Below are 21,319 nucleotides of genomic sequence, written 5' to 3'. Positions count from 1 at the left end.
TCAGATAAGCGTATATTGGCCCTTTTTCGTATTCTGCTGCATTATGTGCATTAGAAATTTGGATTTTGGCTGTTATCGGGCTAATTGCTGAAATTCTGTTGCAGGAAATACAGCAGAATGAGTTTTGGATACGTTTTTAGATCATTCTGATGTACAAAGTGCAATCACGCGTCAGCGATTGGGTGTAACCATCAGCATTTGCGTTAGAGATAGCGTTAACATGTTCATTAGCGTATTTGTTAGTGTCAGGGTAATCAGCAACATTAGCATTAGTGTGTTCATTAGCGGATCATCACCCGTTAGCAGTTGCGCCATCAGTCACCGTTAGTTCCCCTCTGCCATGTGCCAGCATCCTCCATCCCTCCGCAGTCGCAGGACCGTAACCTCACCTGGAGCGGGTGCTGCTGCGGTATAAAACGTCACACCTTCGATGATCTGCGCCAGCAGCTGCCGGATAACGCCGCCATGCGTTACCAGTAATATACGGGGTACTACAGGAGCCTCTGCTTCCTGCTGAAGCTGTGTCCAGAAATGCTCAACCCGGGCGGCGAATTGCGCCCACGCCTCCCCTTGCGGAGGCGTTGCGGACCCAGGGTTGTCAATCCAGCTCCGGTACAGCGGATTATCCTTAAGTTGGTCATACGTGTACCCCTCCCATGCCCCGAAGTCCATCTCCCGTAGCCGGGAATCATAGACTGCCTGCGGCATCAGTCGCGGAACCAAGGCCGCCAGAGTCTCCCGGCATCTGCGCAGATCACTGCAATAGACATGGCTGAACTCCCCGCCAAGCGGCGGCTGTGTCCCCAGCTTCTCAAGCCGTTCTGCCTCCCCCGGCACAAGCGGCAAATCAGTGCTGCCCAGATAACGGTGTTCCTTATTCCACTGGGTATAGCCATGTCGGACTAAAACCAGCTCCAGTTCCGGCTGCGCAGATTGGATGAGTGATGATGGCATGTCTTGCAACTTTGGAGCTGCCTGATCTCCCCAGGTTTCCTGGATGTTCTTAGCTTCCTGAGTTTTTCGAGCTTCCTGAGTTTTTCGAGCTTTCTGAGCTTTCCCCATTCGGCTTTAGCCCCCAATCCCGTGCCATAGCAGGGCAACGGCTGCACAGATGCAGACAAATATTGCGGATGACCACATCATCATCCGCGAGGTCACAATAATATCCTCCGGCTCCATCGTCCGCAGCGGATCACCCATGTAAGCGCGGAAGGAGGTGACGCCATGGTATACATTCTCCCCGCCGAGCCGGATGCCGAGGGCTCCGGCCACTGCCGATTCCGGATAGCCGCTGTTCGGGCTGGGATGAAGACGGGCATCCCGGCGAACCGTGTGCCAGCATCTGCGCCAGTCCAGCCGCAGAAGCGCCGCACATAAGGTCAAGAGCAGCGCGGTCATCCGCGCCGGTATGTAGTTGGCGACATCGTCCAGGCGGGCCGATGCCCAGCCGAGATCGCGGTATTTATCATTCTTGTAGCCGACCATGGAATCCAGCGTGTTCACTGCACGATAAGCCATAGCCAGCGGTGCGCCGCCCAGCAGGGCGAAGAACAGCGGCGAGATGATCGCATCGACGATATTCTCCGCGACCGTCTCTACCGTACCGCGCACAATTTCCGGGCTATCCAAATGGCCTGTATCGCGGCCGACAATCATCCCGAGTGCCCGGCGGGCAGCGGGCAGATCCCCCGAGCGCAGCTCGGCGTAAACTGCCATGCCCGCATCCTTCAGCCCTTTGGAGGCAATGGTGGTGGAGATCAGCCACACTTCGGCTGCTCCGGCCAGCCAGGGCGATAGCCGGTAGAGCAGCATGACAACCAGCGCTGTCAGCGCCCATGCGCCGCCTGCTACCAGCAGAGGAAGAAGAATTCCCGCCCGCTTCAGAGCATTGGGCGTTGCAGCGAAGCGGCGAATCCCCCGCTCCAGGGCACTAATCGCCTTCCCCATATAAATAACGGGATGGGGAAGCTTGCGCGGGTCACCGGCTATCCGGTCCACAATATAAGCAGAGAGCAGGATGATAGCAAGCTTCACCTTGGATCACCCCGCCGCTCTGTATAACAGTCCGTGTTCGTCATTCCCGGCCGCCGCTCTGAGTGACACGGGGCAGATCAGATCGTGGTGTCTCTGGCGCTTCCGCGTCAACGCCCTGCGCAGCCTGCGATTCTTCCGCGTGTACCCCGTGCACAGCTCGTAACGCTTCCGCGTCTATTTCTCGCACAGCGTGTGATGCTTCCGCATCTCCCCCGCCCGCAGCCTGCGACACTTCCGCGTCTACTCCTTGTGTAGCCTGCGATTCTTCCGCCTGCGCTCTGCTCACAGATTTCGCTGCTTCCACTGAGCGCAGGCTCTCCGTCACCGCGCTGTACACCAGTCTGCCGATGGCTCCGCCGAGGTCAGTCGCCGTCCCGGCATACACATGCTCCGCAGCATAGCGGCGGCTTCCGCTCACCGCAAGCACGATAGCATCCGTAGTGGTGCCGGTTGCAATGAGGGCATTCTCGGAATCCTTGATTCCCAGGTCTGCCAATGCCGCAGCCTTTGCTTCGGTAGCCGTCATCACAGCGTTAACCATGGCTGACTGGGACAACCATCCATCAATCCCAAGCATGATGTTGATCGTGCCTGGACGGTAGGCTGCCAGCACACTACGCTGCGATCCCGCCCGGGCCGCGTTGCCCGCAGCCGCTGTTACGCAGCAGAATATGCCCGCTGATCCGGTATCCTCCTCAGCAACGGCGGCGTGCTCCAGTGGAACTGCCGTCATCAGGCCCGCGCAGCCTTCCAGCGGGTAACCCCACTCCTGAAGCTTGTTTTCCAGATCCTGCACCGGATTGCTGCATTCGTAGTCCCGGCTGACGTATTGGTTCACCGCACGCTTCAGACGCCCCGCGCCTCCGCCATATACCGCACTTGATATACTGTCCGCTTCAGCCGGAAATTCCAGCAGCAGATGGCCCTCCCGCCATTCAAGCGCCAGCCCCGGCCACACCTTGCTCTGGTACGTCTTCACTCCGTCTTCAAAATTAAAAGGCAAACTAACCTCGATCTCATCCACGTATCACCGACTCCTTTCTTTAGTGACTCTCAAAATCTCCTGATTGCGGATGTCTCACATCCCCGCCCGGATCAGCTCCCCCATCTGCCGCAGCAGACGGTCATTGTCTGCGCGGCCCTTGACCGCGACACGGATATGCCCGGCTTCAAGGCCGGGATACATCGCGCAGCTGCGGACGAGGATGCCGCCCGCGCCCAGCCGCTGCTGCATCTCCTGCGCGCTCCACGGAGCGGGCAGCCGCAGCAGCAGGAAGTTCGCTTCGCCCGGCGGCACGCCGCAGCCGAGCTCAAGCAAGCCCTCCCGCAGCCGCTGCCGCTCGGCTGCGATCAGCGCACGCGTCTCCTGCCCGTAGCCGTCGCCGCAGCGCAGGCAAGCTTCCCCGGCCAGCAGCGCCAGGCCGTTCACGCTCCAGGTCACCTGCTTGCCCGTCATGGCCGCGGCAAGCGCCGGATGCGCGGCAGTGAAGCCCAGCCGCAGCCCCGGAATGGCAAAAAACTTCGTCATCGAGCGCACCAGCACCGTATGACGATAAGCCCCCAGCTCCGGCAGCAGAGATTGCCGGTCCGCCTCCGGGATGAAGTCGATGAACGCTTCATCCACCGCCAGCACCGTCCCGCAGGCCTCCGCCTGCTGCGCGAGCTGCCGCAGCGCGTCCAGCGGATACTGGACGCCGTTCGGATTATTCGGCTGGCCGAGGAACAGCAGATCGACCTGCTCCAGCAGGCCGGAGATGCCGTCCACGTCAGCCCGGTAATCCGTCCGGCTGCTCCCCTGAACGGACAAGACCTCAGCGCCGAACTGCTCGGCGAGCTGGCGGTACTCGGAGAAGCACGGCTCCACGATGCCCACCCGGCGCGGAGCCACCGCCAGCAGCAGCAGCGCCATCGACTCTGCCGCCCCGTTCGCCACGGTAATCCACTCCGTGCCGAGACCCAGCTCCTCCGCCAGCAGCGCCTTCAGCCTGCGATGGCCCGGATCGGGGTACGCTGTGATAGCGGAGACCGCATCCCGCAGCAGCGCCAGCACACCGGGCGGCGGCCCCAGCGGGTTAATATTCGCGCTGAAATCCAAAAACCCGCCGTTGCTATCGCCGTATAATTCAGCTGCGGTCAGCAGATCACCGCCATGTCCATATTTTTCAAGCATATGTATATCCCCCATGTTTATATTTCGCCATCCTATATCCCCCGTGTCCATATCTTTCCATCATAATATCCTCCGTGTCCATGTTTCCACTTCACTATCCGTAGTTCTATCACCATTCTCCCAATTATTGGCCAATTGCCGGAAATCCGTCAATGCTATATCACCCATTTCCCTGCCTCTACCCGCCATTCCCGTTCCGTTTTGTAGAAATCTCTCTTTTAGTTTAGAATAAGTACAGCAGTTTACTATGGTTAACGGAGGAATCACGAATGCTTTTTATTGATAATACCGGCATCACAGACGCATCGATCAATCTGGCCATTGAGGAATTTGCGCTCAAAAACCTCCCGATGGACGAGAGCTACCTGCTCTTCTATATCAACAGCCCGTCGATCATTATCGGCAAGCATCAGAATACGATCGAGGAGATTAACCAGGAATATGTGAAGGAGCATAACATCCAGGTCGTGCGGCGGTTGTCCGGCGGCGGTGCGGTGTATCATGATCTCGGTAACCTCAACTTCAGCTTCATTACCAAGGATGACGGCCAGTCCTTCCATAACTTCCTGAAATTCACCCAGCCGGTCATCGACTATCTGCAATCTATGGGCGTGGACGCCGAGCTGAGCGGACGCAATGATATTCAGGTCGGGGAGCAGAAAATCTCCGGCAACGCCCAATTCTCCACACGCGGACGCATGTTCAGCCACGGCACCCTGATGTTCGATCTGAATCTGGATGATGTCCAGGCTTCCCTGAACGTGAATCCCGAGAAGTTCAAGTCGAAGAGCACCAAGTCCGTGCGCAGCCGGGTCGCCAATATCAAGGAGCTGCTGGGCAATCCTGACATGACGATTGAACAATTCCGCGAGGGGCTGTTGCGTTCGATCTTCGGTATGGAGGCCGCTGAGGTGCCGCAGTACAAGCTGACAATGGACGACTGGGTGCGGATCAATGAAATTTCCAAGGAGCATTACCAGAATTGGGACTGGAACTACGGTCTCTCGCCTAAGAGCAACGTGAAGCACACCCGTAAATTCCCGGCAGGGCTCGTGGATATCCGCATGGACATTGAAGATTCGGTCATCCGGGAGATCAAAATCTACGGCGACTTCTTCGGCGTCGGCGATGTAGCTGATGTGGAGAACGCGCTGCGCGGCAAGCGTTATGAGGAGGCAGAGGTCCGCCAGGCGCTGGCTGATCTCGATCTGAAGCATTACTTCGGCCGCATTGAACCGGAGGACTTCATCGGACTTGTGTTTCTTGAGGAATAGCAGCTGCATGTAAAAGAACCCCGCTAACCTGCCGCGTCCTGCGCAGAGCTAGTGGGGTTCTTTGTCTTCGTATCCTTGCCGGATTCGCCGCTATACAAGCACGAACACATACACAACGAGCGCCAGCGTAAGCATCACGCATACTTTCTCCACCGCGTTGCCCTTCTTGGTGCCGGTGCTCATCAGCTTCAGCCGCAGCTTGAAGGGGATCGGAGGCAACGGGGTGATCCCGCGCTGGGTCAGGGAGTCGGCAAGGAGATGCAGTCCGTAGGACAGGCTCCCGGCAATCCACAGACTGCCGCCGTCATTCATGTCAAGGGAGACGAAGTACAGCAGCGCGCCCCATCCGGCCACGGCATACAGCGTATGCGTGATACCCCGGTGTGGAACTATGGAAGCTACGACCAGCACACAGGCGGCGATATAGTTCCATGGATCATAGGCATCGGCAAAAGCAAACAAGGCCAGCGCAATCAGCAGCATCACCAGATGCCGCAGCCTGCGGCTGGGCAGGAAGGATACGCTGCCGACCAGCAGCGCCAGAGCGATATTCCAGGGCGGCTCCGCTATCCCGGCAAAATAAAGATAAATGCCCGCTCCGATCAGCGCTACCTGCAGAATACGCAGCAAAAACTCCGGCACGGCCTTGCGTACCAGCATGGAATTCGGCTCGTCGATATCGGGCAGCAGTGAGCTGACCACGGCGACGGCAACAGCCGGAAGGGTAACGGCATGCCCTAGCAAGCTCATGGCGGACAGGGTAACCCCGGTGCTGATAACTAAATGGGATTTGCCCATCATGGTGAATCCGCTCCTTAGATGAAAGTATAAATGCTTCTGGATGTCCCGAAATAAGAACAGGTGTGCGGTTACCGAAGTATACCAAGGCTTTCCTTTTTTGTCCAGCTTATATGTAGTTTAGAGGCTCTTCAGGCCCGCGGGGTCAAGGAAGCCATACAGTTTCGGCTTGTCCTGCCCCCTGTTTTAGGATACAATTTGGACAACTCAACTGGCCCTGAAAGGATGACACCCTGTGAATCGCTCCCGAATCGCCGACTTAAGTCTCCTCCTGGTGGCGATGATGTGGGGATGCACGTTTCTGATCGTGCAGTCCGCCGTGCGGGTGCTGCCGCCGCTTGCCTTTAACAGCATCCGGTTTACAGGTGCCGCTGTGCTGCTGGCCTTGATTACCGCTGTCTTTTACCGCCAGGAATGGCGTAAGCTGAGCTTGCGCATGGTGATGCATGCCCTGCTGCTGGGCCTCTTCCTGTTCCTCGGCTACGGCTTCCAGACCATGGGGCTGCTGTACACCACCACTTCTAACACAGGATTTATTACTGGTCTGTCGGTGGTGCTGGTGCCGTTCCTGTCTCTGGCGCTGCTCAAGACGGCCATCTCCAGATATACCTGGCTGAGCGCCGGGCTTGCAGCAGGCGGCTTGTATCTGCTGACCTTTACCGGCTCTGCCTTCTCCCTCAATAAGGGCGATGGCCTGATTCTGCTCTGCGCCGTGGCTTTTGCGCTGCAAATCGCGTATACCGGCAGATACGCACCGCGTTATCCGGCCCTGCCGCTGGCGGCGCTTCAGCTCGGCTTCGTAGGCCTGCTCAGCATCGCTGCCTCCCTCCTCGTGGATGGAAGCGGCCCGCTGCTGCACAGCGGGGAGCTGCTCCGCCAGCCGGAGGTACTCACCGCGCTGCTGATCTCCATCGGCCCGACCAGCGCCTTCGCCTTCTGGATTCAGACGGCCTGCCAGAAATACACCACCCCGTCCCGGGTGGCGATCATCTATGCCATGGAGCCGGTGTTCGCGGCCGTCACCGGCCTGCTCTTCGGCGGAGAGACGCTGGGCGCATCTGCGCTGCTCGGCTGCGGCTGCATTCTGGCCGCCATGCTGCTGGCAGAGCTCAGCCCCGCACCGTCCGGGACCCAGGCGGAGGGCTGAACCGGAATCTGCGAACCCTTTTACCAGACTAATAAGTTCCATTGCTACAGACAGAGAGCCGTGCTTCCGTTCCTCTTCCTATAGAAGTGATAGCGGATAGCCGGACTACAAACCATACTTAGGAGAGAACCCAAATGTACAAATTGATTGCCATTGATATTGACGATACCTTGATTAACGACGACAAGGAAGTGACCCCGGCCACCCAGACCGCGCTGGAGCAGGCTGTAGCCGCAGGCGTTGTGGTTACCCTCGCTACCGGCCGCGCTTATGCTTCCGCCCAGGCGATTGCCCGCCAGACCGGACTGAATGTGCCGATCATCACCTATCAGGGGGCGCTGGTAAAGAACCTGCTTGATGAAGAGGTCCTGTATGAGCGTTATGTGCCGCAGGACGCAGTGCGCAAGCTTTTCCAGTATTGTGTAGAGCATGACCTGCACCTGCAGACTTATATTGACGACAAGCTGTACGCCCGCGAAGAGAACCAGAAGCTGATTGACTATTCCACTCTGAACGGAACGCAGTACTACATTGAGCCGGACTGGGAAGCCAAGCTGGTTCCGCAAAAAACACCAAAAATGCTCATTATCGATGATCCCGATTTCCTCGATGAGCTGTCTCCGATCCTGCGCAGCCTGCTCGGCGATTCGGTTCATATCACGAAGTCCAAGCCGCATTTCCTGGAGATCATGCATCATGAAGGCACCAAAGGCCTGGCCCTGGAATTCCTGGCTGCACACTTTGGCTGCGAGCTGTCCGAGACGATGGCTGTCGGCGATTCCTGGAATGATCATGAGATGCTTGAAGCTGCGGGTCTCGGTGTGGCGATGGCGAATGCCATTCCTGCACTTAAGGAAATCGCTGATTTCATTACACTCAGCAACAATGAGGACGGCGTGAAATACGCCATTGATAAGTTCATTCTTAACACAGTCCAAGAAGCATAAGCTGCTGTAATAACAGCGGAGTATAACACCCAAAAGGGTGGTACCCCGCAGGTTCATGGTACGAACTGCGGTGCGCCACCCTTTTATCCTAATATAGAGAGGAATATCCTTCATGGAAGAGATATCAAATGAGGAACAACTGCAATCCATAGCCTCGATGCAATCGACCATCCGTAAGCTTGAGAGCGCCCTAACTCAGATGACAAGCAGCGGCTCCAATACGACTCTGGTCCAGAAACGCTTGAATGCCATGCAGATCGGGTTAGCTGTTCTGGACAACGTCTGGAATCAGAAGCCGCTCTCTTATACCCCTGCCGAGCTGGCAGAAGCCCGCCATGTTCTGCTCGGGTTAACCCCATCCGTAGAATCCAGTTATGCCAAGTCTAAGGCCGGCAGCCCGCAGCGGACGCTTCTTGAAAGAAGACTCCAGGCGCTGGGACAGGTGATCCAGGCCATGGACAGTTTTTAGCAGGCTAGACTATAGGGGCTAACAATTCCTCTTCCGCCTCCTGCTCCAGCTGTGAATGATACAGATCCGAGTACCGTCCCTCAGCCGCAAGCAGCTCCTCATGTCCGCCCCGCTCTACAATCTCTCCGTTCTCCATCACCAGTATGACATCGGCATTCTGGATCGTTGAGAGCCGATGGGCGATCACAAGCGTTGTCTTATCGTTCATGAGCTTACGGATCGCCTGCTGGACCATTCGCTCCGACTCATTGTCGAGAGCAGCCGTAGCTTCATCCAGCAGCAGAATCGGCGCATTTTTGAGCATCGCTCTGGCAATGGACAGCCGCTGTCTCTGGCCGCCGGACAACCGGGAGCCATGCTCACCGATATCCGTGTGTATGCCTTCCGGCAGCTCCATCACGAACTCATACGCATTCGCCTGCCGCAGCGCCTCAACAATCTCTTCATCTGACGCACCAGGCTTGCCGCTCTCGATATTGTCCCGGATACTCCCGGAATACAGGCCCGACTCCTGAGGTACATAGGCGAAGTAGCTCCGCAGCTCTGCAAGCGGTATTCCGCTGATCGGACGGCCGTTGATCGCAGCCTCACCCGCATCTGTCTGATAGAAACCAAGCAGCAGCTTGAACAGAGTAGATTTCCCGCCGCCGCTCGGACCTACTACGGCCATTTGTTGTCCGCATCTTAGCTCCAGACTGACCTTGTTCAGGCTCTGCTTCTCACTTCCCGGATAGCTAAATGATACCTCTGCAAGCCGAAGCTCCCCGAATCCCGGCAGCTCCGCCCGGACTTCTGGCAGCACCTCAACCTCCGCAGGCGCATCCATCACCTCGAAGATCCGCTCCGCTGCACCCAGCGACTGCTGCATGGAAGCGACCAGGCCCGGCAGGGACGAGAACGGACCCACCAGATAGTTCATCAGCTGAATGAAGGCGATCATCGCCCCGACCTCAAGTCTTCCATTCGCCACGAACCACCCGGCAATCACCAGCGCCAGCAGGAAGGTCAGATTCCCCAGCAAGGAGGAGATCGCTCCGGTTGCGCCTTCGATTCTTGCTTTCTTTTTCTCCCCTGAGGCAATATCCTCACTGTAGCCCACATATTGCTTCTGCAGCCTGCGCTCCATGGAGAAGGCCTTGAACACCATACTGCTGCCCAGAATATCGTTCAGAAAAGCCGTCGTCCGGCTCATACTTTCCTGCACCCGCACACTGTTGATGCGCATCGCATTGCCGAAGATTTTACCGGTCAGGAACAGCAGCGGCCCGATGGACAGGCAGATCAGCGCCAGCAGCCAGTTAATATAGAGCAGATAACCGAAGGAGGCTACCGCCAGCAGCGGGTTGCGCAGCAGATCCAGCATCACCTGCCCGCAGGCTTCCCCCACCGACTGATTGTCATTCGTGAACCGGGACAACAAATCACCCGAATGATTGCGGTCGAAATAAGACTGCGGCAAGGCCAGCGTATGTCCCATCATATCCTGGCGCAGCTCATTTCTGATTTTGGCCGATACATTGGTCTTGAGATACGCACTGACGAAGGTATTCAATCCCGTAACCAGCAAGAAAAGAATCCCGAACCAGGTAAGCCCCTTGAACGCCTCCACATCCAGCCGGACCGCCGCATCCGTAATCCGGGCCAGGAACCAGGCCATCGTAAGATCGAGCACAATACTGAACAACGTCACCAAGAGCAATACAGCATAAATTAGCTTATGCCTAAGCATGTATGTACTTAATCTGGTAAAAGCGCCTTTCTTCTTCACATCATCAGCTCCTCTTTAGAATTCAGCACCCCGCACCTTGGCATATACCTTGCTGTCATGGAGCTCCCCGTCCGACTCACGGGTGCTTTTGCGCAAAATACCATCCAGTGTAAATCCGGCACGCTCCGCGACAGCCGCGCTTCTCCCGTTAAGGGCACTGCACCGGATTTCAATCCGGCTTGCTCCAAGTTCTCTGATTGCAAAATCTGTAATTCCGTTCACCGCTTCCGTCATGTATCCCTTGCCCGAGCAAGAGCTTCTGATCCAGTACCCTATTTCGAATTGGCGGCAATCCCAATCCACATGATGCAGACCTATATTGCCCACGAATCTGCCGTCCTCCTTACGGAAAACCTCCATATTCAAAGTGGTGCGTTTCAGATAGGCTACTTGCGATTCACGGACGTATTGCTCCGTTTCCTCCACAGCCGGCATACTCTGGGCAAAGGGCATCCACGGCTTCAGCTCATCCAGACTCTCCCGGATGGCTTCATTCATTTCCTTACCGTCTCCAGGCCGCAAAGCACGGACAAGCAGCCGCTCTGTCTCAAAGCTCTCTGGAATATCTAGCATAATCGGAATGAAATCATTACTCATATTCATAAACCTCCACGATGATCGATTGATTGGATTATGGAACATCGTTATAGTATAGTGCCTCCTTCTCTTTTTGAAAATAAAGAAATAAACACATCATATACATAAAACTGGAAGAGGGGCTCGTGGTGGGCCCACTCTCTGCGGCTCCGATGTCTCTAGTTTACTAGACCCCAGGTAAGGGACCCAGCGGCGGGGGGCTGATTCCCATGTCGGTCTTGGGGCTGAAAAGCATAATAAAAACTCCCCATACAGCAGCAGTAATCAAACCTGTCTGCTCTATGAGGAGCGTATTTCGGCTTTATTTCTCCCAAAGCTCAACCAGCCGCCCGTCAGGGTCTGTAATCCAAACAAATTGTCCGAATTCGCTACTCTCTTTGTTCTTGGCAAGCGGTACGCCTATCTGCTCCAGATGCTTGATAACCTCGTCCAGATCATGAACCTGGAAATTCAACATCACCTGTTGCTCTGCCGGGAAATAAGGATCATGCTCACTGAAGAAGGACAAGACCGTCTCATTGCCTGACCCGGGTCTGATTACAGTCCCGTTCCAACTGTCGATTTCAAGCTTCAGTGCCTCACTGTACCATTTCTTCACCGCTTCAAGATTTCCGGTCCTCCAGAAGATACCTCCGAAACCTTTGATCATCACAACCAGCTCCTCTCGGCACTCCAACTCACTAATTCAAATTGCACACATCCTAAGTGACATCACACAACTCCCGCACTACTATGCTGCTTAGAACTCCTCCCGGTACAGCGGAAGCCTCATCCCCGTCACAGCAAGCGTAACCTTCTCAGGCAGAATATAATCCTTGTCCAGATTGATGTCATGCGACATATGTGTGTAGACCGCATGGCGCGGCTGAACGGTCTCCAGCAGGTCGGCGGCTTCGGTCATATCATACACAGAGCGGGTGGACAATTCAGCTGCCTCGTAATAAAAGCTGGTTCCCAGCACCAGCAGGTCCGCTCCATGCATACGCCTGGTTTCCTCCGTGGTCAGAGAGATCGAGTCCGGGCAGTACACCCAGACATAGTCCTCCTTCTCCAGCCGGTAGGCGTAGGAATAACCATTCTTGCCATGGTTGACCCGCCAAGTCGAAATCTGCCAGCCGTCCAATGTGATGCCGTCATCGCAAGGAATCATGTCGATATGTCCGGTGAGCCACGGGTATTGCCGCTGAATGACAGGAATAACCTCTGCCGGAGCGTACAGCTCGCCCCGGAAGCCCATCCAGCGGCAGCTGTCGGCCCACTCCGGCAGCCCGCCGATATGATCGAAATGCGCATGTGTCACGAGCAGACGCTTCATGGTACGGTGTCCCTGCAGCTCCATCTGCCGCCGCCAGTCCGGTCCGCAGTCGATCGCCAGGAAGCCGCTGCCGTTATCTATAAGCACAGAAGAACGCAGGCGGTTGTTGCGCCCGGTGATTCTCGCTTCCGTGCAGGTCTCACAATCACAGTAGACCCGGGGTACGCCCATGGCATCCCCTGTTCCGAGGAACACTAATGTATCCATATGCCCGCCCACCTCATCGTCTTTTTCTCGAATATCTGTCAGTTTATTATAGAACAGGAGCCGGTCCTTTGCACACTGGCCCATAAGAACGGCAAAGAGCTGTCCTTCAGCCTCATCCGGCCGGAGAACAGCTCTCATTATCCCTCGCACTGCACCTAAGCACATGTCTGCTAATCGCACTCTGCTCCATCTATCAGCCTAGCCAGTCTAGATCCCGGCCAGCACCTGATACCATATGCCCCGCTTGGAGTATAACGTGGTGCGGACTTCCTCCCAGCCGCCAAGATAGCTGATGTCGAACAGTCCGGCAGGAACCGGATACTGGCTCTCATGTGCCGCGTAGACTTGCTGGTTCACGGGACGGAAGCCGAACTTGGCGAATATCTCCTGTGCCTCAGGCGTTGTCAGATAATCGACCAGCGCTTCTGCGGCTGCACGGGTACCATGCTTATCCGCATACTTATCCACCACGGCCGCAGGATTCTCGATCAGGATCGTATTCTTCGGGATGACCACCTCATACTTCACACCCTCGGCAATCCGCGCCAGCAGCTCATTCTCATAAGTGACGATTACATCGCCCACCCCGTACTCGAAGGCAGCCATCGAGGCCCGCCCGCTTTTATCCAGAGATTCGACGTTTCGGTGTATGCTCTCCAGAAAAGCCTTGGCCGCCGCAGGGTCCTTCGCCCCCTCCTGCTCCTCCGAACGCTTCAAGCCAGCCCCGTAGATTGCGTTGATGTCCCACTGGGCACCGCCGGAGGTCTTCGGATTAGGGTAGAGCACCTTCACCCCCGGCTTCGCCAGATCGGCAAAACCATGAATCCCCTTCGGATTGCCCTCCCGCGTTCCCAGAGCCACAACCGACCGCGTCACCATGCCCGCCTCACCGCCGCGCTGCTTCCAGTCCTTCTCCACCAGACCGGCCTTGACCAGCTTCCCGACATCGCCTTCCATGGCAAGCAGCGTGACATCCGCCTCGAAACCGCCGGCAATCGCCCGCGCCTGGGTACCGGAAGCCTCATAGGACTGCTGGAATACGATCGATTGACCGGTATCCGCCTTCCACTTCTCCGCGAACCCGGGGAGAATCTCGCCCATGGCATCCTTCACCACGCTATAGGCACCCACCACAAGCGTCAGATCTCCCTGCGGAGGCGCACCTGCCTCTCCCGCAGCCTGCTGCTCATTCCCGCAACCGGCAGCGGTCAGGGCGAACACCGCCAGCAGTAAGACCGTCAGCCATCCGTGCAGTTGTCTGCTCCTTCTGATAAGCCTCATACCGGCGACACATCCCACATCATTTATTTTTTAGATAAATACAGGCATCGGATCTTTCTTCAGTCCATTCTCCTGAATCCAGCTCCGCTCCTCATTGAACAGGTAAGCGCGGTGTACCAGCACGGATATCTCCTGGCCCGGAGTCAGCGTTTCTTTCTCCAGGGAGCGGTAGGTGACCAGCTTATGTCCCTTTACCTCAACCTCCACGAGCCATTCACTTCCGCGAAAATGCAGATGCTTGACCGTACCCTGCTCCGTGGCCGAAGCCATTTTGAATTCATGCAGGTAGCCTACCTCAATGTACTCGGGACGGATCAGCGCCTTGGTCGGCTTACCGTCGCCTGCGCCCTCGAAGCCCTTCAGCTCGGAGGCACTCTCGATCAGCGTAGATTCCCCGATGAAGGTGGCCACAAACGGTGTCTTCGGCTCTTTATAGATATCCCAAGGCGTACCCTTCTGCTCCAGCCGCCCCTGATTAATGATCATAATCTCATCCGCCACTTCAATCGCCTCATCCTGATCGTGGGTAACGAAGATGGAGGTGATCCCGACACGTTCGATCAGCTCCCGCAGCCAGGAACGCAGCTCCTGGCGGATCTTCGCATCAATCGCGGCGAACGGCTCATCCAGCAGCAGCAGCTGCGGCTCAGGGGCCAGCGCCCGGGCAAAAGCCACCCGCTGGCGCTGCCCCCCGGACAGCTGATGCGGATACCGGTTCTCGAAGCCCTTCAGTCCAGTCAGTTCCACCAGCTCGGTGACACGGTCACGGATGACAGACTTACTGGCTTTCTTGACTTTCAGGCCAAAGGCGATATTCTCGAACACCGTCATATGCTTGAACAGCGCATAATTCTGGAAGACAAAGCCGATCTCACGCTCCTGCGGCGGAAGATGGTTCACCGCCCGGCCGTGGAAAATAATCTCGCCGCTGTCCGGCGTCTCAAGTCCTGCAAGCATCCGCAGGATCGAGGTTTTGCCGCCGCCGCTTGGGCCGAGCAGCCCGATCAGATGGCCTTTGGTAATGCCGAAATGGACATCCTTCACCGCATGAAAATCGCCAAAATGCTTATCGAGTCCCCGGACCTCTACATGCATAATCAGTGCCCTCCCTTTCTTCTCTTGCTCCATTCCATAAGCAGCAGCAGTCCTGCGGAGAATGCGGCCAGCACCAGTGCTATCCCGCCCGCAGCCGTAACATTGAAATTCTCGACATCCTGATAGACCAGTGTGGTAGCCGTCTGGGTCCGGTTCATAATATTACCTGAGACGACAAGCACCGCACCGAACTCTCCCAGCGAGCGGGCCACCGTCAGAATCACTCCATAGATAACCGCCCAGCGGATAGACGGCCAGGTCACCTTCCAGAAGGTCGTCCAGCCATAGGCGCCAAGTGTAGACGCAGCCTCCTCCTGCTGGGAGCCGATCTCTTGCAGCACCGGCATCACCTCGCGCACCATCAGCGGGAACGTAACGAACAGCGTAGCAATCACCATTCCCGGAAAAGCATACACAATCTTCACTCCGATTTGTTCAAACAACGCACCCAGCGCACTGTCTGGTCCGAGCAGCAGAACGATCATCAGCCCGCCGATAACCGGCGATACCGCATAAGGCAGATCCACGATACTGTTCAGCAGGCTTTTGAGACGCCTCCCCAGCCAGTTCGCCCGCACCAGATACAGGGCCGTCATAATGCCAAACAGCGTATTCAGCAGCGTCACTACCCCCACAACGTATCCGGTCATCAGCAGCGCATGCAGCGCCTCGGGCCGGGTCAGGGCGTTCCAGAAGCCGCTCCAGCCTTCGCTGAAGGCCCCCATTGTCATCCTGCCAAGCGGAGCTGCGATTAGAATGAAGAACACGAGATAGGTCAGTCCAATCCACAATCTTCTCATGATCTTCTCCCCCGCATCTGCATAAGGCTGATCAGCCAGAGAATCAGGAAGGATAAGGTCAACAGAATAATCGACACCGCGGCGGCTCCCGCCGGATTATCACTTTCGACCTCTCCGAAAATATAAACAGAAGACACCAGCGTGCGCCCCGGAATATTGCCTGCCACGAGGACAACCGCACCGAATTCAGCGAGCGCCCGCGAGAAGGCCAGCATCCCGCCGCCGATCATGCCAGGTGCCATTGACGGAAGAATGATCTGAAAGAAGACCCGGCTTGGCTTTGCTCCCATCGTATAGGCTGCCTCTTCTTCCGAAGCATCCAGCTCCTCCAGCAGCGGCTGTACTGCCCGGATGACAAAGGGGAATGTGACGAATACCATGGCAATTACAATGGCAGGCTGGTGGAAAACAATCGTGAAGCCCAGGGATTCCGCAAGGCCCCCGATCAGGCTTCCCGGACCCAGCAGCAGCAGAATCATCAGTCCGCCAACCGCAGTAGGCAGAGCAAACGGGAGATCGACAAGGCTGTTCAGCAGCGCCCTGCCCCGGAACTTATAACGGATAAGGACCCAGGCGATCATCGTGCCCAGCAGCACATTCGTAAGAGCCGCAATGACCGCCAGCTTGAGTGTTAACAGGACCGACTTCCAGGCAATTGGATCGCTTACACTTTCAGTGAAGCTTCCGAGCCCGGATGAGAATGAATTGTAATAGACCCCAAGGATCGGCAGCACAATCAGTATGACAAAATACAGTACAACCGTTGATCTAAATCCCCAGGTCCAGCCCTTGTGCCTGATCAGCGAATTCAATGGTCAACCTCCCACCTCCGGATAACCGGTCGGTATACTCGACTTTAAGGTTTGATTATTCCTATTAATATACTTGGTTTAAAGTTATCCCTACTTTACCAAATACCGCTTGCTGCCGTCAATTACTTTGTTAGTTTTTGGGTTAAAGTATAAGTAGCACTTGTTGCATTCAAATCAGAGAGGGGCTGTTCATGATGCTGCATACTATGGAGATCACCACCAGCAAACGGGATGAAATGCGGGATATTACCCGCGAGGTTCAGGCTTATGTGAAGAATAGCGGGGTACTTAACGGACTGCTGATTGTCTATTGCCCGCACACCACCGCAGGGATTGCGATTAATGAGAACGCCGATCCTGATGTGAAGCGTGATGTGTTGATGCGTCTGGATGAGGTCTATCCTTGGGAGCATCCCAAATACCGCCATGCGGAGGGCAATACGGCTTCCCACCTGAAGTCCATTACGGCCGGTCCTTCGCAGACTCTTATAATTCATGAAGGGGCTGTGCTGCTGGGCCGCTGGCAGGGCATCTATTTTTGCGAGTTCGACGGTCCAAGGCAACGCCAGTGTCACCTCAAAATTATGGAAGGCTAGCACTGCCTGCCCTTGTAGAAGAGCAGCAACGCATGAACCGCGAAGCTGCTCTCTATACAATTTATAGTTCCTGAAACACTTTCACCATGCAAAGTTATACCAATGCAACGCTCTAAAGTACGAGCTGTTAAAAAAAACAGCTTATTATAAACTGCGGCTTAATACCTTGACATGTGTCAGGGCAGCTTGCTTCACATCTTCGAACAACACTTTATCCTGAATATAATACGAAATGAATCCGTGAGCAGATAAGAATAAGGTCAGCGGCACCTTCTGCCAGTCCTCCGATACATATCCCTCTTCCTTCATATGACGGCGGACAATACTTGCGAATAACTCGAAACACCGGCCCTGCTCTGCCCGGCAATACGCCAGCAGCTCTTCGTCGCGGATCATGAACATGATCTCATACTGATACGGATGATCCAGCCCGAACCGGATGAACTCCATAATCAGCTGCTCCACCCGGGTCATTCCCTCTTCAGGCGGAGTGGTCATAGCCTCATTCAGCAGCGAAGCCACATGATTGAAATCCTCAACTACAATGGCGTAGAAAAGTTCGGCCTTCTCTTTGAAATGGTAATACAGGGAGCCGTGGCTGTAACCCAGGTGCTGGCCAATGCTGCGCATCGAAATGGCACGGTACCCTTTGGTGATGAAAAGATGCCTCGCCGCCTCCAGAATTCTTTCTCTCGACAACTCCTGTTCCACTGCTCTTCTTGCCATAATCTATTCCCCTTCGCTGTAGTAAAGCCGCCGCCCTTCCGTAACGAGGGATTGCCCCTCCGTAAGATCGGTTATCCATGCGATAAATGCGTCACCTTCATCATTGCGCGGAAGACACAGCAGTGTAACTTTATCCGTAAACAAAGTTTCTCCGGTCTGGATATTCCGGCTCCGCAGTGCATTCTCCACCTTGCCCAGCCAAGTGTACTCGATTTCCACGAATACCTCCCGTCTCAGCACACGTGTAATGACCTCTCCGGCCTCAAGCGCCAGTACAGCGCCATCGGTATAGGCCCGGATCAGCCCGCCTGCACCCAGCATAATGCCTCCGAAATAACGGGTAACTACAATAGCGACATTCTTCACCTGTTGGCTGCGGATTACTTCCAAAATCGGTTTCCCGGCCGTTCCACTCGGTTCCCCGTCATCCGACTGTCTCTGGATCTCATCCCTCTCCCCGATCATATAAGCAGAGCAGTTATGCGTAGCATTCCAGTGCTGCTTCTTGATCGAATCGATAAATTGCACAGCTTCTTCCTCGTTCTCCACCGGCATAACATGCCCGATGAAGCGTGATTTACGGATTACGACCTCCAGCGAGCCGGGGGTACGCACCGTCCGGTATTGTTCCAGCATTGTTGTCCATTCCTTACTCTACATGTGATGACTTGATATATATTAGGAGCAGCCCTGGTAGTGGTTACCTATGGACTGCTCCCTGATGACTTATCTTACTATGAATGATCTGCGGCTAGAGTGGGACTATTCGGTAAGTCTGGCTTCCAGCTCTGCCTTTTCTTTCTCGTAGCCTGGTTTGCCCAGCAGTGCGAACATGTTCTTCTTGTAGGCTTCAACACCCGGCTGGTCGAACGGATTCACACCCAGCAGGTATCCGCTGATCCCGCAAGCCTTCTCGAAGAAGTACACCAGATAGCCGAAAGTATAAGGCGTCTGGTCAGGAATCGTAACGATCAGGTTCGGCACCTGTCCGTCGGTATGCGCGAGCATAGTTCCCTGGAACGCCTTCTTATTCACGAAGTCCATCGTCTGGCCGGTCAGGAAGTTAAGGCCGTCCAGATCGTCCGGATCATTCTCGATCGTTACATGGTGCTGTACCTTCTCCACTTGAATAACCGTCTCGAAGATGTTGCGGTTACCCTCCTGAATGAATTGGCCCATGGAGTGCAGGTCCGTCGAGAAGTCCACCGAGGACGGATAGATTCCCTTGAAGTCCTTACCTTCGCTTTCGCCGTACAGCTGCTTCCACCATTCAGAGACAAAGTGCAGGGACGGCTCGTAGTTCACGAGGATTTCTGTCGTCTTGCCTTTGCGGTAGAGCGCGTTACGTACTGCAGCATATTGATAGCTCTGGTTCGTAGCCACATCGGGATTGTTGAACTCATCGGCTGCGGCTGCGGCCCCCTGCATCATTTCTTCAATGTTAATTCCCGCTACGGCGATAGGCAGAAGGCCTACCGGTGTCAATACGGAGTAACGTCCGCCTACATCATCCGGGATAATGAACGACTCATAGCCTTCTTCGTTAGCCAGCTTCTTGAGTGCGCCTTTCTCCTTGTCTGTTGTAGCGTAGATCCGTTTGCGTGCTTCTTCCTTGCCGTATTTCTTCTCCAGTGCTGCACGGAAGATACGGAAGGCAATGGCAGGCTCGGTAGTTGTACCGGATTTGGAGATTACGTTCACGGAGAAGTCTTTGCCTTCTACCAGGTCAAGCAGATGCGTGATATAGGTAGAGCTGATGTTATTACCGGCAAAATAAACCTCCGGTGTCTTGCGCTTGTCCTTGGACAGGTTATTGTAGAAAGAATGCGACAGCGCCTCAATAGCTGCGCGTGCTCCCAGATAAGAGCCGCCGATCCCGATCACGATCAATACTTCGGAATCACTCTGGATCTTCTTGGCCGCCTGCTGAATGCGGGCGAATTCTTCCTTGTCATACGCTGTAGGGAGATCGATCCAGCCCAGGTAATCGGAGCCGGCTCCGCTCTTGTTATGCAATTGTTCGTGGGCCAGCTTCACCGGAGCGGCGAAGTAGTCGATCTCGGTCTGGCTGAAGAAGGAAAGGGCTTTGGTGTAGTCAAAATTAATCTTCTTGGACATCGGTAATGGTAGCCTCCTGTTTATCTCTTTAGATTTGACACCGTGTGTTGCAACATTATAATCTAGAATACTTTAATTTGCCTTGACTGGCAAGGTCTTAAGGCATATCCCCGGCTTTCCGAACCCTGTTTATGAAAAAAACACTGAAAGCGGTTACCAAGCAGACAAGCATACCTGTTCTGTGGAACATGCTGTAACCTTCTGATAGAATGAAGGCAAACTTAGTTTCTATAATATGATCTCAGGAGAGCAAAGGTGGAATTGAAATGAAGCACATCGGCTTTATCGGACTCGGAACAATGGGAGCACCTATGGCGTCGAACCTGCTGCGAAGCGGCTTTGAGGTTACGGTGTACAACCGTACAGCAGCGAAATGCAAACCTCTGGAACAGGAAGGCGCGAAAACAGCCGCCACACCGCAGGCAGCAGCGGAAGGCAAGGATGTTATTATCACCATGATCAGCAACGATGATTCGATCCGTGAAGTCTTCTACGGTGACGATGGTATTCTCGCTACCCTTCAGCCGGGAACAACTGTGGTTGATTCCAGCACCATCTCCCCCGGCCTTGCAAAAGAGATCGCCGCTGAAGTTGAAGCGCGGGGCGGCAGCTTCCTTGATGCCCCTGTAACCGGCAGCAAGCCGGCAGCTATCGACGGCACACTGGTCTTCATGGTCGGCGGACATGCCGAAGTGATTGAGAAGCACCGGGATCTCTTCGACTCCATGGGCCGCCTGCTGCTTCATATGGGCGCTAACGGCAGCGGCGCTGTAGCCAAGCTGGCTCACAATGCCATGGTCGGCATTCACAATGTCGCGCTCGCCGAGGGCTTCTCCATCGCTGTGAAGTCCGGGGTGCCCGCAGACAAGTTCCTGGAGCTGGTGAAGAATGGTTCGGCCGGCAGCAAGCAGGCCGAGCTGAAGGGCCAGAAGATCATTGATGGCGACTTCAGCAACCAATTCTCACTCGCCCTGATGCTTAAGGATCTCAAGCTGGCATCCTCGCTCAGTGATTCCACCGGCGTCCCTTCCCCTATGCTCGGCGTAGCCAAGAGCATGTTCCAGGCAGGCTTCAACCACGGCTATGGCGACGAGGACCTGTCCGCGGTGGTCAAATCCTACGAGGACTGGATCGGGAAGAAGATCGGAGAAGGTAACTAATCTAA

Annotated in this window: 22 protein-coding genes; 6 read left to right on the top strand and 16 right to left on the bottom strand. The window is 55.4% G+C overall.

All coding sequences use genetic code 11. The features are described 5' to 3' along the window. Nucleotides 1-324: 324 nt before the first annotated feature. The 4 genes from NSS83_RS26585 to cobD form a co-directional block, all read right to left on the bottom strand. Nucleotides 325-954, bottom strand: a complete 630-nt coding sequence (locus tag NSS83_RS26585; RefSeq protein ID WP_341187415.1) for a histidine phosphatase family protein — start codon at nt 952-954, stop codon at nt 325-327. A 114-nt stretch (nt 955-1,068) separates the two neighbouring features. After that, nucleotides 1,069-2,034, bottom strand: a complete 966-nt coding sequence (gene cbiB, locus NSS83_RS26580) for an adenosylcobinamide-phosphate synthase CbiB (protein ID WP_341187414.1) — start codon at nt 2,032-2,034, stop codon at nt 1,069-1,071. Between the two features lie 40 nt (nt 2,035-2,074). Further along, the gene (locus NSS83_RS26575) at nt 2,075-3,058 is read right to left on the bottom strand and encodes an adenosylcobinamide amidohydrolase (RefSeq protein WP_341346865.1); all 984 of its coding nucleotides are present in this window, start codon (nt 3,056-3,058) and stop codon (nt 2,075-2,077) included. Between the two features lie 54 nt (nt 3,059-3,112). Continuing rightward, nucleotides 3,113-4,204, bottom strand: a complete 1,092-nt coding sequence (gene cobD, locus NSS83_RS26570; RefSeq protein ID WP_341346864.1) for a threonine-phosphate decarboxylase CobD — start codon at nt 4,202-4,204, stop codon at nt 3,113-3,115. Between the two features lie 269 nt (nt 4,205-4,473). On the opposite strand from cobD, the gene NSS83_RS26565 reads away from it, so the two are divergent. Next, nucleotides 4,474-5,478, top strand: coding sequence for a lipoate--protein ligase (locus tag NSS83_RS26565; RefSeq protein WP_341346863.1), 1,005 nt, complete (start codon nt 4,474-4,476; stop codon nt 5,476-5,478). 90 nt (nt 5,479-5,568) lie between these two features. Here the strand turns inward: NSS83_RS26565 and NSS83_RS26560 are convergent, their stop codons facing one another. Next, nucleotides 5,569-6,279, bottom strand: a complete 711-nt coding sequence (locus NSS83_RS26560; protein WP_341187410.1) for a metal-dependent hydrolase — start codon at nt 6,277-6,279, stop codon at nt 5,569-5,571. Nucleotides 6,280-6,511: 232 nt separating this feature from the next. Here NSS83_RS26560 and NSS83_RS26555 point away from each other — a divergent pair, with 232 nt between their 5' ends. From NSS83_RS26555 to NSS83_RS26545, 3 genes are all read left to right on the top strand, one after another. Next, the gene (locus tag NSS83_RS26555; RefSeq protein ID WP_341346862.1) at nt 6,512-7,423 is read left to right on the top strand and encodes a DMT family transporter; all 912 of its coding nucleotides are present in this window, start codon (nt 6,512-6,514) and stop codon (nt 7,421-7,423) included. 134 nt (nt 7,424-7,557) lie between these two features. Next, nucleotides 7,558-8,370 carry a Cof-type HAD-IIB family hydrolase gene (locus tag NSS83_RS26550; RefSeq protein WP_341187408.1) on the top strand — a complete coding sequence of 271 codons (813 nt, stop codon included), beginning with the start codon at nt 7,558-7,560 and terminating at the stop codon, nt 8,368-8,370. A gap of 112 nt (nt 8,371-8,482) precedes the next feature. Further along, a complete protein-coding gene (locus NSS83_RS26545; protein WP_340991419.1) occupies nt 8,483-8,839 on the top strand; it encodes a hypothetical protein in 357 nt (118 codons plus the stop codon). A 4-nt stretch (nt 8,840-8,843) separates the two neighbouring features. Here NSS83_RS26545 and NSS83_RS26540 read toward each other — a convergent pair whose 3' ends face one another. The 8 genes from NSS83_RS26540 to cysT form a co-directional block, all read right to left on the bottom strand. Further along, nucleotides 8,844-10,607 (bottom strand): ABC transporter ATP-binding protein, encoded by a 1,764-nt coding sequence (locus NSS83_RS26540; protein WP_341346861.1) that lies wholly within the window; start codon nt 10,605-10,607, stop codon nt 8,844-8,846. A gap of 15 nt (nt 10,608-10,622) precedes the next feature. Beyond that, entirely contained in the window at nt 10,623-11,204 is a 582-nt protein-coding gene (locus tag NSS83_RS26535) for a GNAT family N-acetyltransferase (RefSeq protein ID WP_341187406.1), read from the bottom strand. A gap of 301 nt (nt 11,205-11,505) precedes the next feature. Next, nucleotides 11,506-11,853: a VOC family protein gene (locus NSS83_RS26530; RefSeq protein ID WP_341187405.1), complete on the bottom strand. Its 348-nt coding sequence runs from the start codon at nt 11,851-11,853 to the stop codon at nt 11,506-11,508. Nucleotides 11,854-11,943: 90 nt separating this feature from the next. Further along, nucleotides 11,944-12,726, bottom strand: coding sequence for an MBL fold metallo-hydrolase (locus tag NSS83_RS26525; RefSeq protein ID WP_341188081.1), 783 nt, complete (start codon nt 12,724-12,726; stop codon nt 11,944-11,946). Nucleotides 12,727-12,933: 207 nt separating this feature from the next. Next, nucleotides 12,934-14,007: a sulfate ABC transporter substrate-binding protein gene (locus NSS83_RS26520; protein WP_341346860.1), complete on the bottom strand. Its 1,074-nt coding sequence runs from the start codon at nt 14,005-14,007 to the stop codon at nt 12,934-12,936. A gap of 30 nt (nt 14,008-14,037) precedes the next feature. After that, nucleotides 14,038-15,102 (bottom strand): sulfate ABC transporter ATP-binding protein, encoded by a 1,065-nt coding sequence (cysA, locus tag NSS83_RS26515; protein ID WP_341187403.1) that lies wholly within the window; start codon nt 15,100-15,102, stop codon nt 14,038-14,040. A gap of 2 nt (nt 15,103-15,104) precedes the next feature. Further along, the gene (locus tag NSS83_RS26510; RefSeq protein ID WP_341187402.1) at nt 15,105-15,902 is read right to left on the bottom strand and encodes a sulfate ABC transporter permease subunit; all 798 of its coding nucleotides are present in this window, start codon (nt 15,900-15,902) and stop codon (nt 15,105-15,107) included. Beyond that, on the bottom strand, nt 15,899-16,714 hold the full coding sequence (cysT, locus tag NSS83_RS26505) for a sulfate ABC transporter permease subunit CysT (protein ID WP_341187401.1): 816 nt from the start codon (nt 16,712-16,714) through the stop codon (nt 15,899-15,901). The genes NSS83_RS26510 and cysT overlap by 4 nt, the downstream gene beginning before the upstream one ends. Before the next feature lie 194 nt (nt 16,715-16,908). On the opposite strand from cysT, the gene NSS83_RS26500 reads away from it, so the two are divergent. Next, nucleotides 16,909-17,310: a secondary thiamine-phosphate synthase enzyme YjbQ gene (locus tag NSS83_RS26500; RefSeq protein ID WP_036727896.1), complete on the top strand. Its 402-nt coding sequence runs from the start codon at nt 16,909-16,911 to the stop codon at nt 17,308-17,310. A gap of 144 nt (nt 17,311-17,454) precedes the next feature. Here the strand turns inward: NSS83_RS26500 and NSS83_RS26495 are convergent, their stop codons facing one another. The 3 genes from NSS83_RS26495 to NSS83_RS26485 all read right to left on the bottom strand — a co-directional run bounded on the left by NSS83_RS26495 (nt 17,455) and on the right by NSS83_RS26485 (nt 20,154). Beyond that, the gene (locus NSS83_RS26495; protein ID WP_341187400.1) at nt 17,455-18,036 is read right to left on the bottom strand and encodes a TetR/AcrR family transcriptional regulator; all 582 of its coding nucleotides are present in this window, start codon (nt 18,034-18,036) and stop codon (nt 17,455-17,457) included. A 3-nt stretch (nt 18,037-18,039) separates the two neighbouring features. Then, nucleotides 18,040-18,672: a YigZ family protein gene (locus NSS83_RS26490; protein ID WP_076159126.1), complete on the bottom strand. Its 633-nt coding sequence runs from the start codon at nt 18,670-18,672 to the stop codon at nt 18,040-18,042. A 126-nt stretch (nt 18,673-18,798) separates the two neighbouring features. After that, nucleotides 18,799-20,154 carry a glucose-6-phosphate isomerase gene (locus NSS83_RS26485; RefSeq protein WP_036700477.1) on the bottom strand — a complete coding sequence of 452 codons (1,356 nt, stop codon included), beginning with the start codon at nt 20,152-20,154 and terminating at the stop codon, nt 18,799-18,801. A gap of 260 nt (nt 20,155-20,414) precedes the next feature. On the opposite strand from NSS83_RS26485, the gene NSS83_RS26480 reads away from it, so the two are divergent. Continuing rightward, the gene (locus tag NSS83_RS26480; protein WP_341188080.1) at nt 20,415-21,314 is read left to right on the top strand and encodes an NAD(P)-dependent oxidoreductase; all 900 of its coding nucleotides are present in this window, start codon (nt 20,415-20,417) and stop codon (nt 21,312-21,314) included. Nucleotides 21,315-21,319: the final 5 nt, after the last annotated feature.

Source organism: Paenibacillus sp. FSL H3-0469 (assembly GCF_038051945.1).
GTDB lineage: Bacteria > Bacillota > Bacilli > Paenibacillales > Paenibacillaceae > Paenibacillus_AQ.
Note: the sequence above shows the minus strand (reverse complement) of the source record. Positions and strands in the feature narration are given on the sequence as shown.

Bases quoted from the DNA above. Each gene is read 5' to 3' on its own strand.
- NSS83_RS26585 (WP_341187415.1), bottom strand. From the start codon at position 954: ATGCCATCATCACTCATCCAATCTGCGCAGCCGGAACTGGAGCTGGTT.
- cobD (WP_341346864.1), bottom strand. From the start codon at position 4,204: ATGCTTGAAAAATATGGACATGGCGGTGATCTGCTGACCGCAGCTGAA.
- NSS83_RS26565 (WP_341346863.1), top strand. From the start codon at position 4,474: ATGCTTTTTATTGATAATACCGGCATCACAGACGCATCGATCAATCTG.
- NSS83_RS26560 (WP_341187410.1), bottom strand. From the start codon at position 6,279: ATGATGGGCAAATCCCATTTAGTTATCAGCACCGGGGTTACCCTGTCC.
- NSS83_RS26550 (WP_341187408.1), top strand. From the start codon at position 7,558: ATGTACAAATTGATTGCCATTGATATTGACGATACCTTGATTAACGAC.
- NSS83_RS26545 (WP_340991419.1), top strand. From the start codon at position 8,483: ATGGAAGAGATATCAAATGAGGAACAACTGCAATCCATAGCCTCGATG.
- NSS83_RS26535 (WP_341187406.1), bottom strand. From the start codon at position 11,204: ATGAGTAATGATTTCATTCCGATTATGCTAGATATTCCAGAGAGCTTT.
- NSS83_RS26530 (WP_341187405.1), bottom strand. From the start codon at position 11,853: ATGATCAAAGGTTTCGGAGGTATCTTCTGGAGGACCGGAAATCTTGAA.
- NSS83_RS26525 (WP_341188081.1), bottom strand. From the start codon at position 12,726: ATGGATACATTAGTGTTCCTCGGAACAGGGGATGCCATGGGCGTACCC.
- NSS83_RS26520 (WP_341346860.1), bottom strand. From the start codon at position 14,007: ATGAGGCTTATCAGAAGGAGCAGACAACTGCACGGATGGCTGACGGTC.
- cysA (WP_341187403.1), bottom strand. From the start codon at position 15,102: ATGCATGTAGAGGTCCGGGGACTCGATAAGCATTTTGGCGATTTTCAT.
- NSS83_RS26510 (WP_341187402.1), bottom strand. From the start codon at position 15,902: ATGAGAAGATTGTGGATTGGACTGACCTATCTCGTGTTCTTCATTCTA.
- NSS83_RS26500 (WP_036727896.1), top strand. From the start codon at position 16,909: ATGCTGCATACTATGGAGATCACCACCAGCAAACGGGATGAAATGCGG.
- NSS83_RS26495 (WP_341187400.1), bottom strand. From the start codon at position 18,036: ATGGCAAGAAGAGCAGTGGAACAGGAGTTGTCGAGAGAAAGAATTCTG.
- NSS83_RS26490 (WP_076159126.1), bottom strand. From the start codon at position 18,672: ATGCTGGAACAATACCGGACGGTGCGTACCCCCGGCTCGCTGGAGGTC.
- NSS83_RS26485 (WP_036700477.1), bottom strand. From the start codon at position 20,154: ATGTCCAAGAAGATTAATTTTGACTACACCAAAGCCCTTTCCTTCTTC.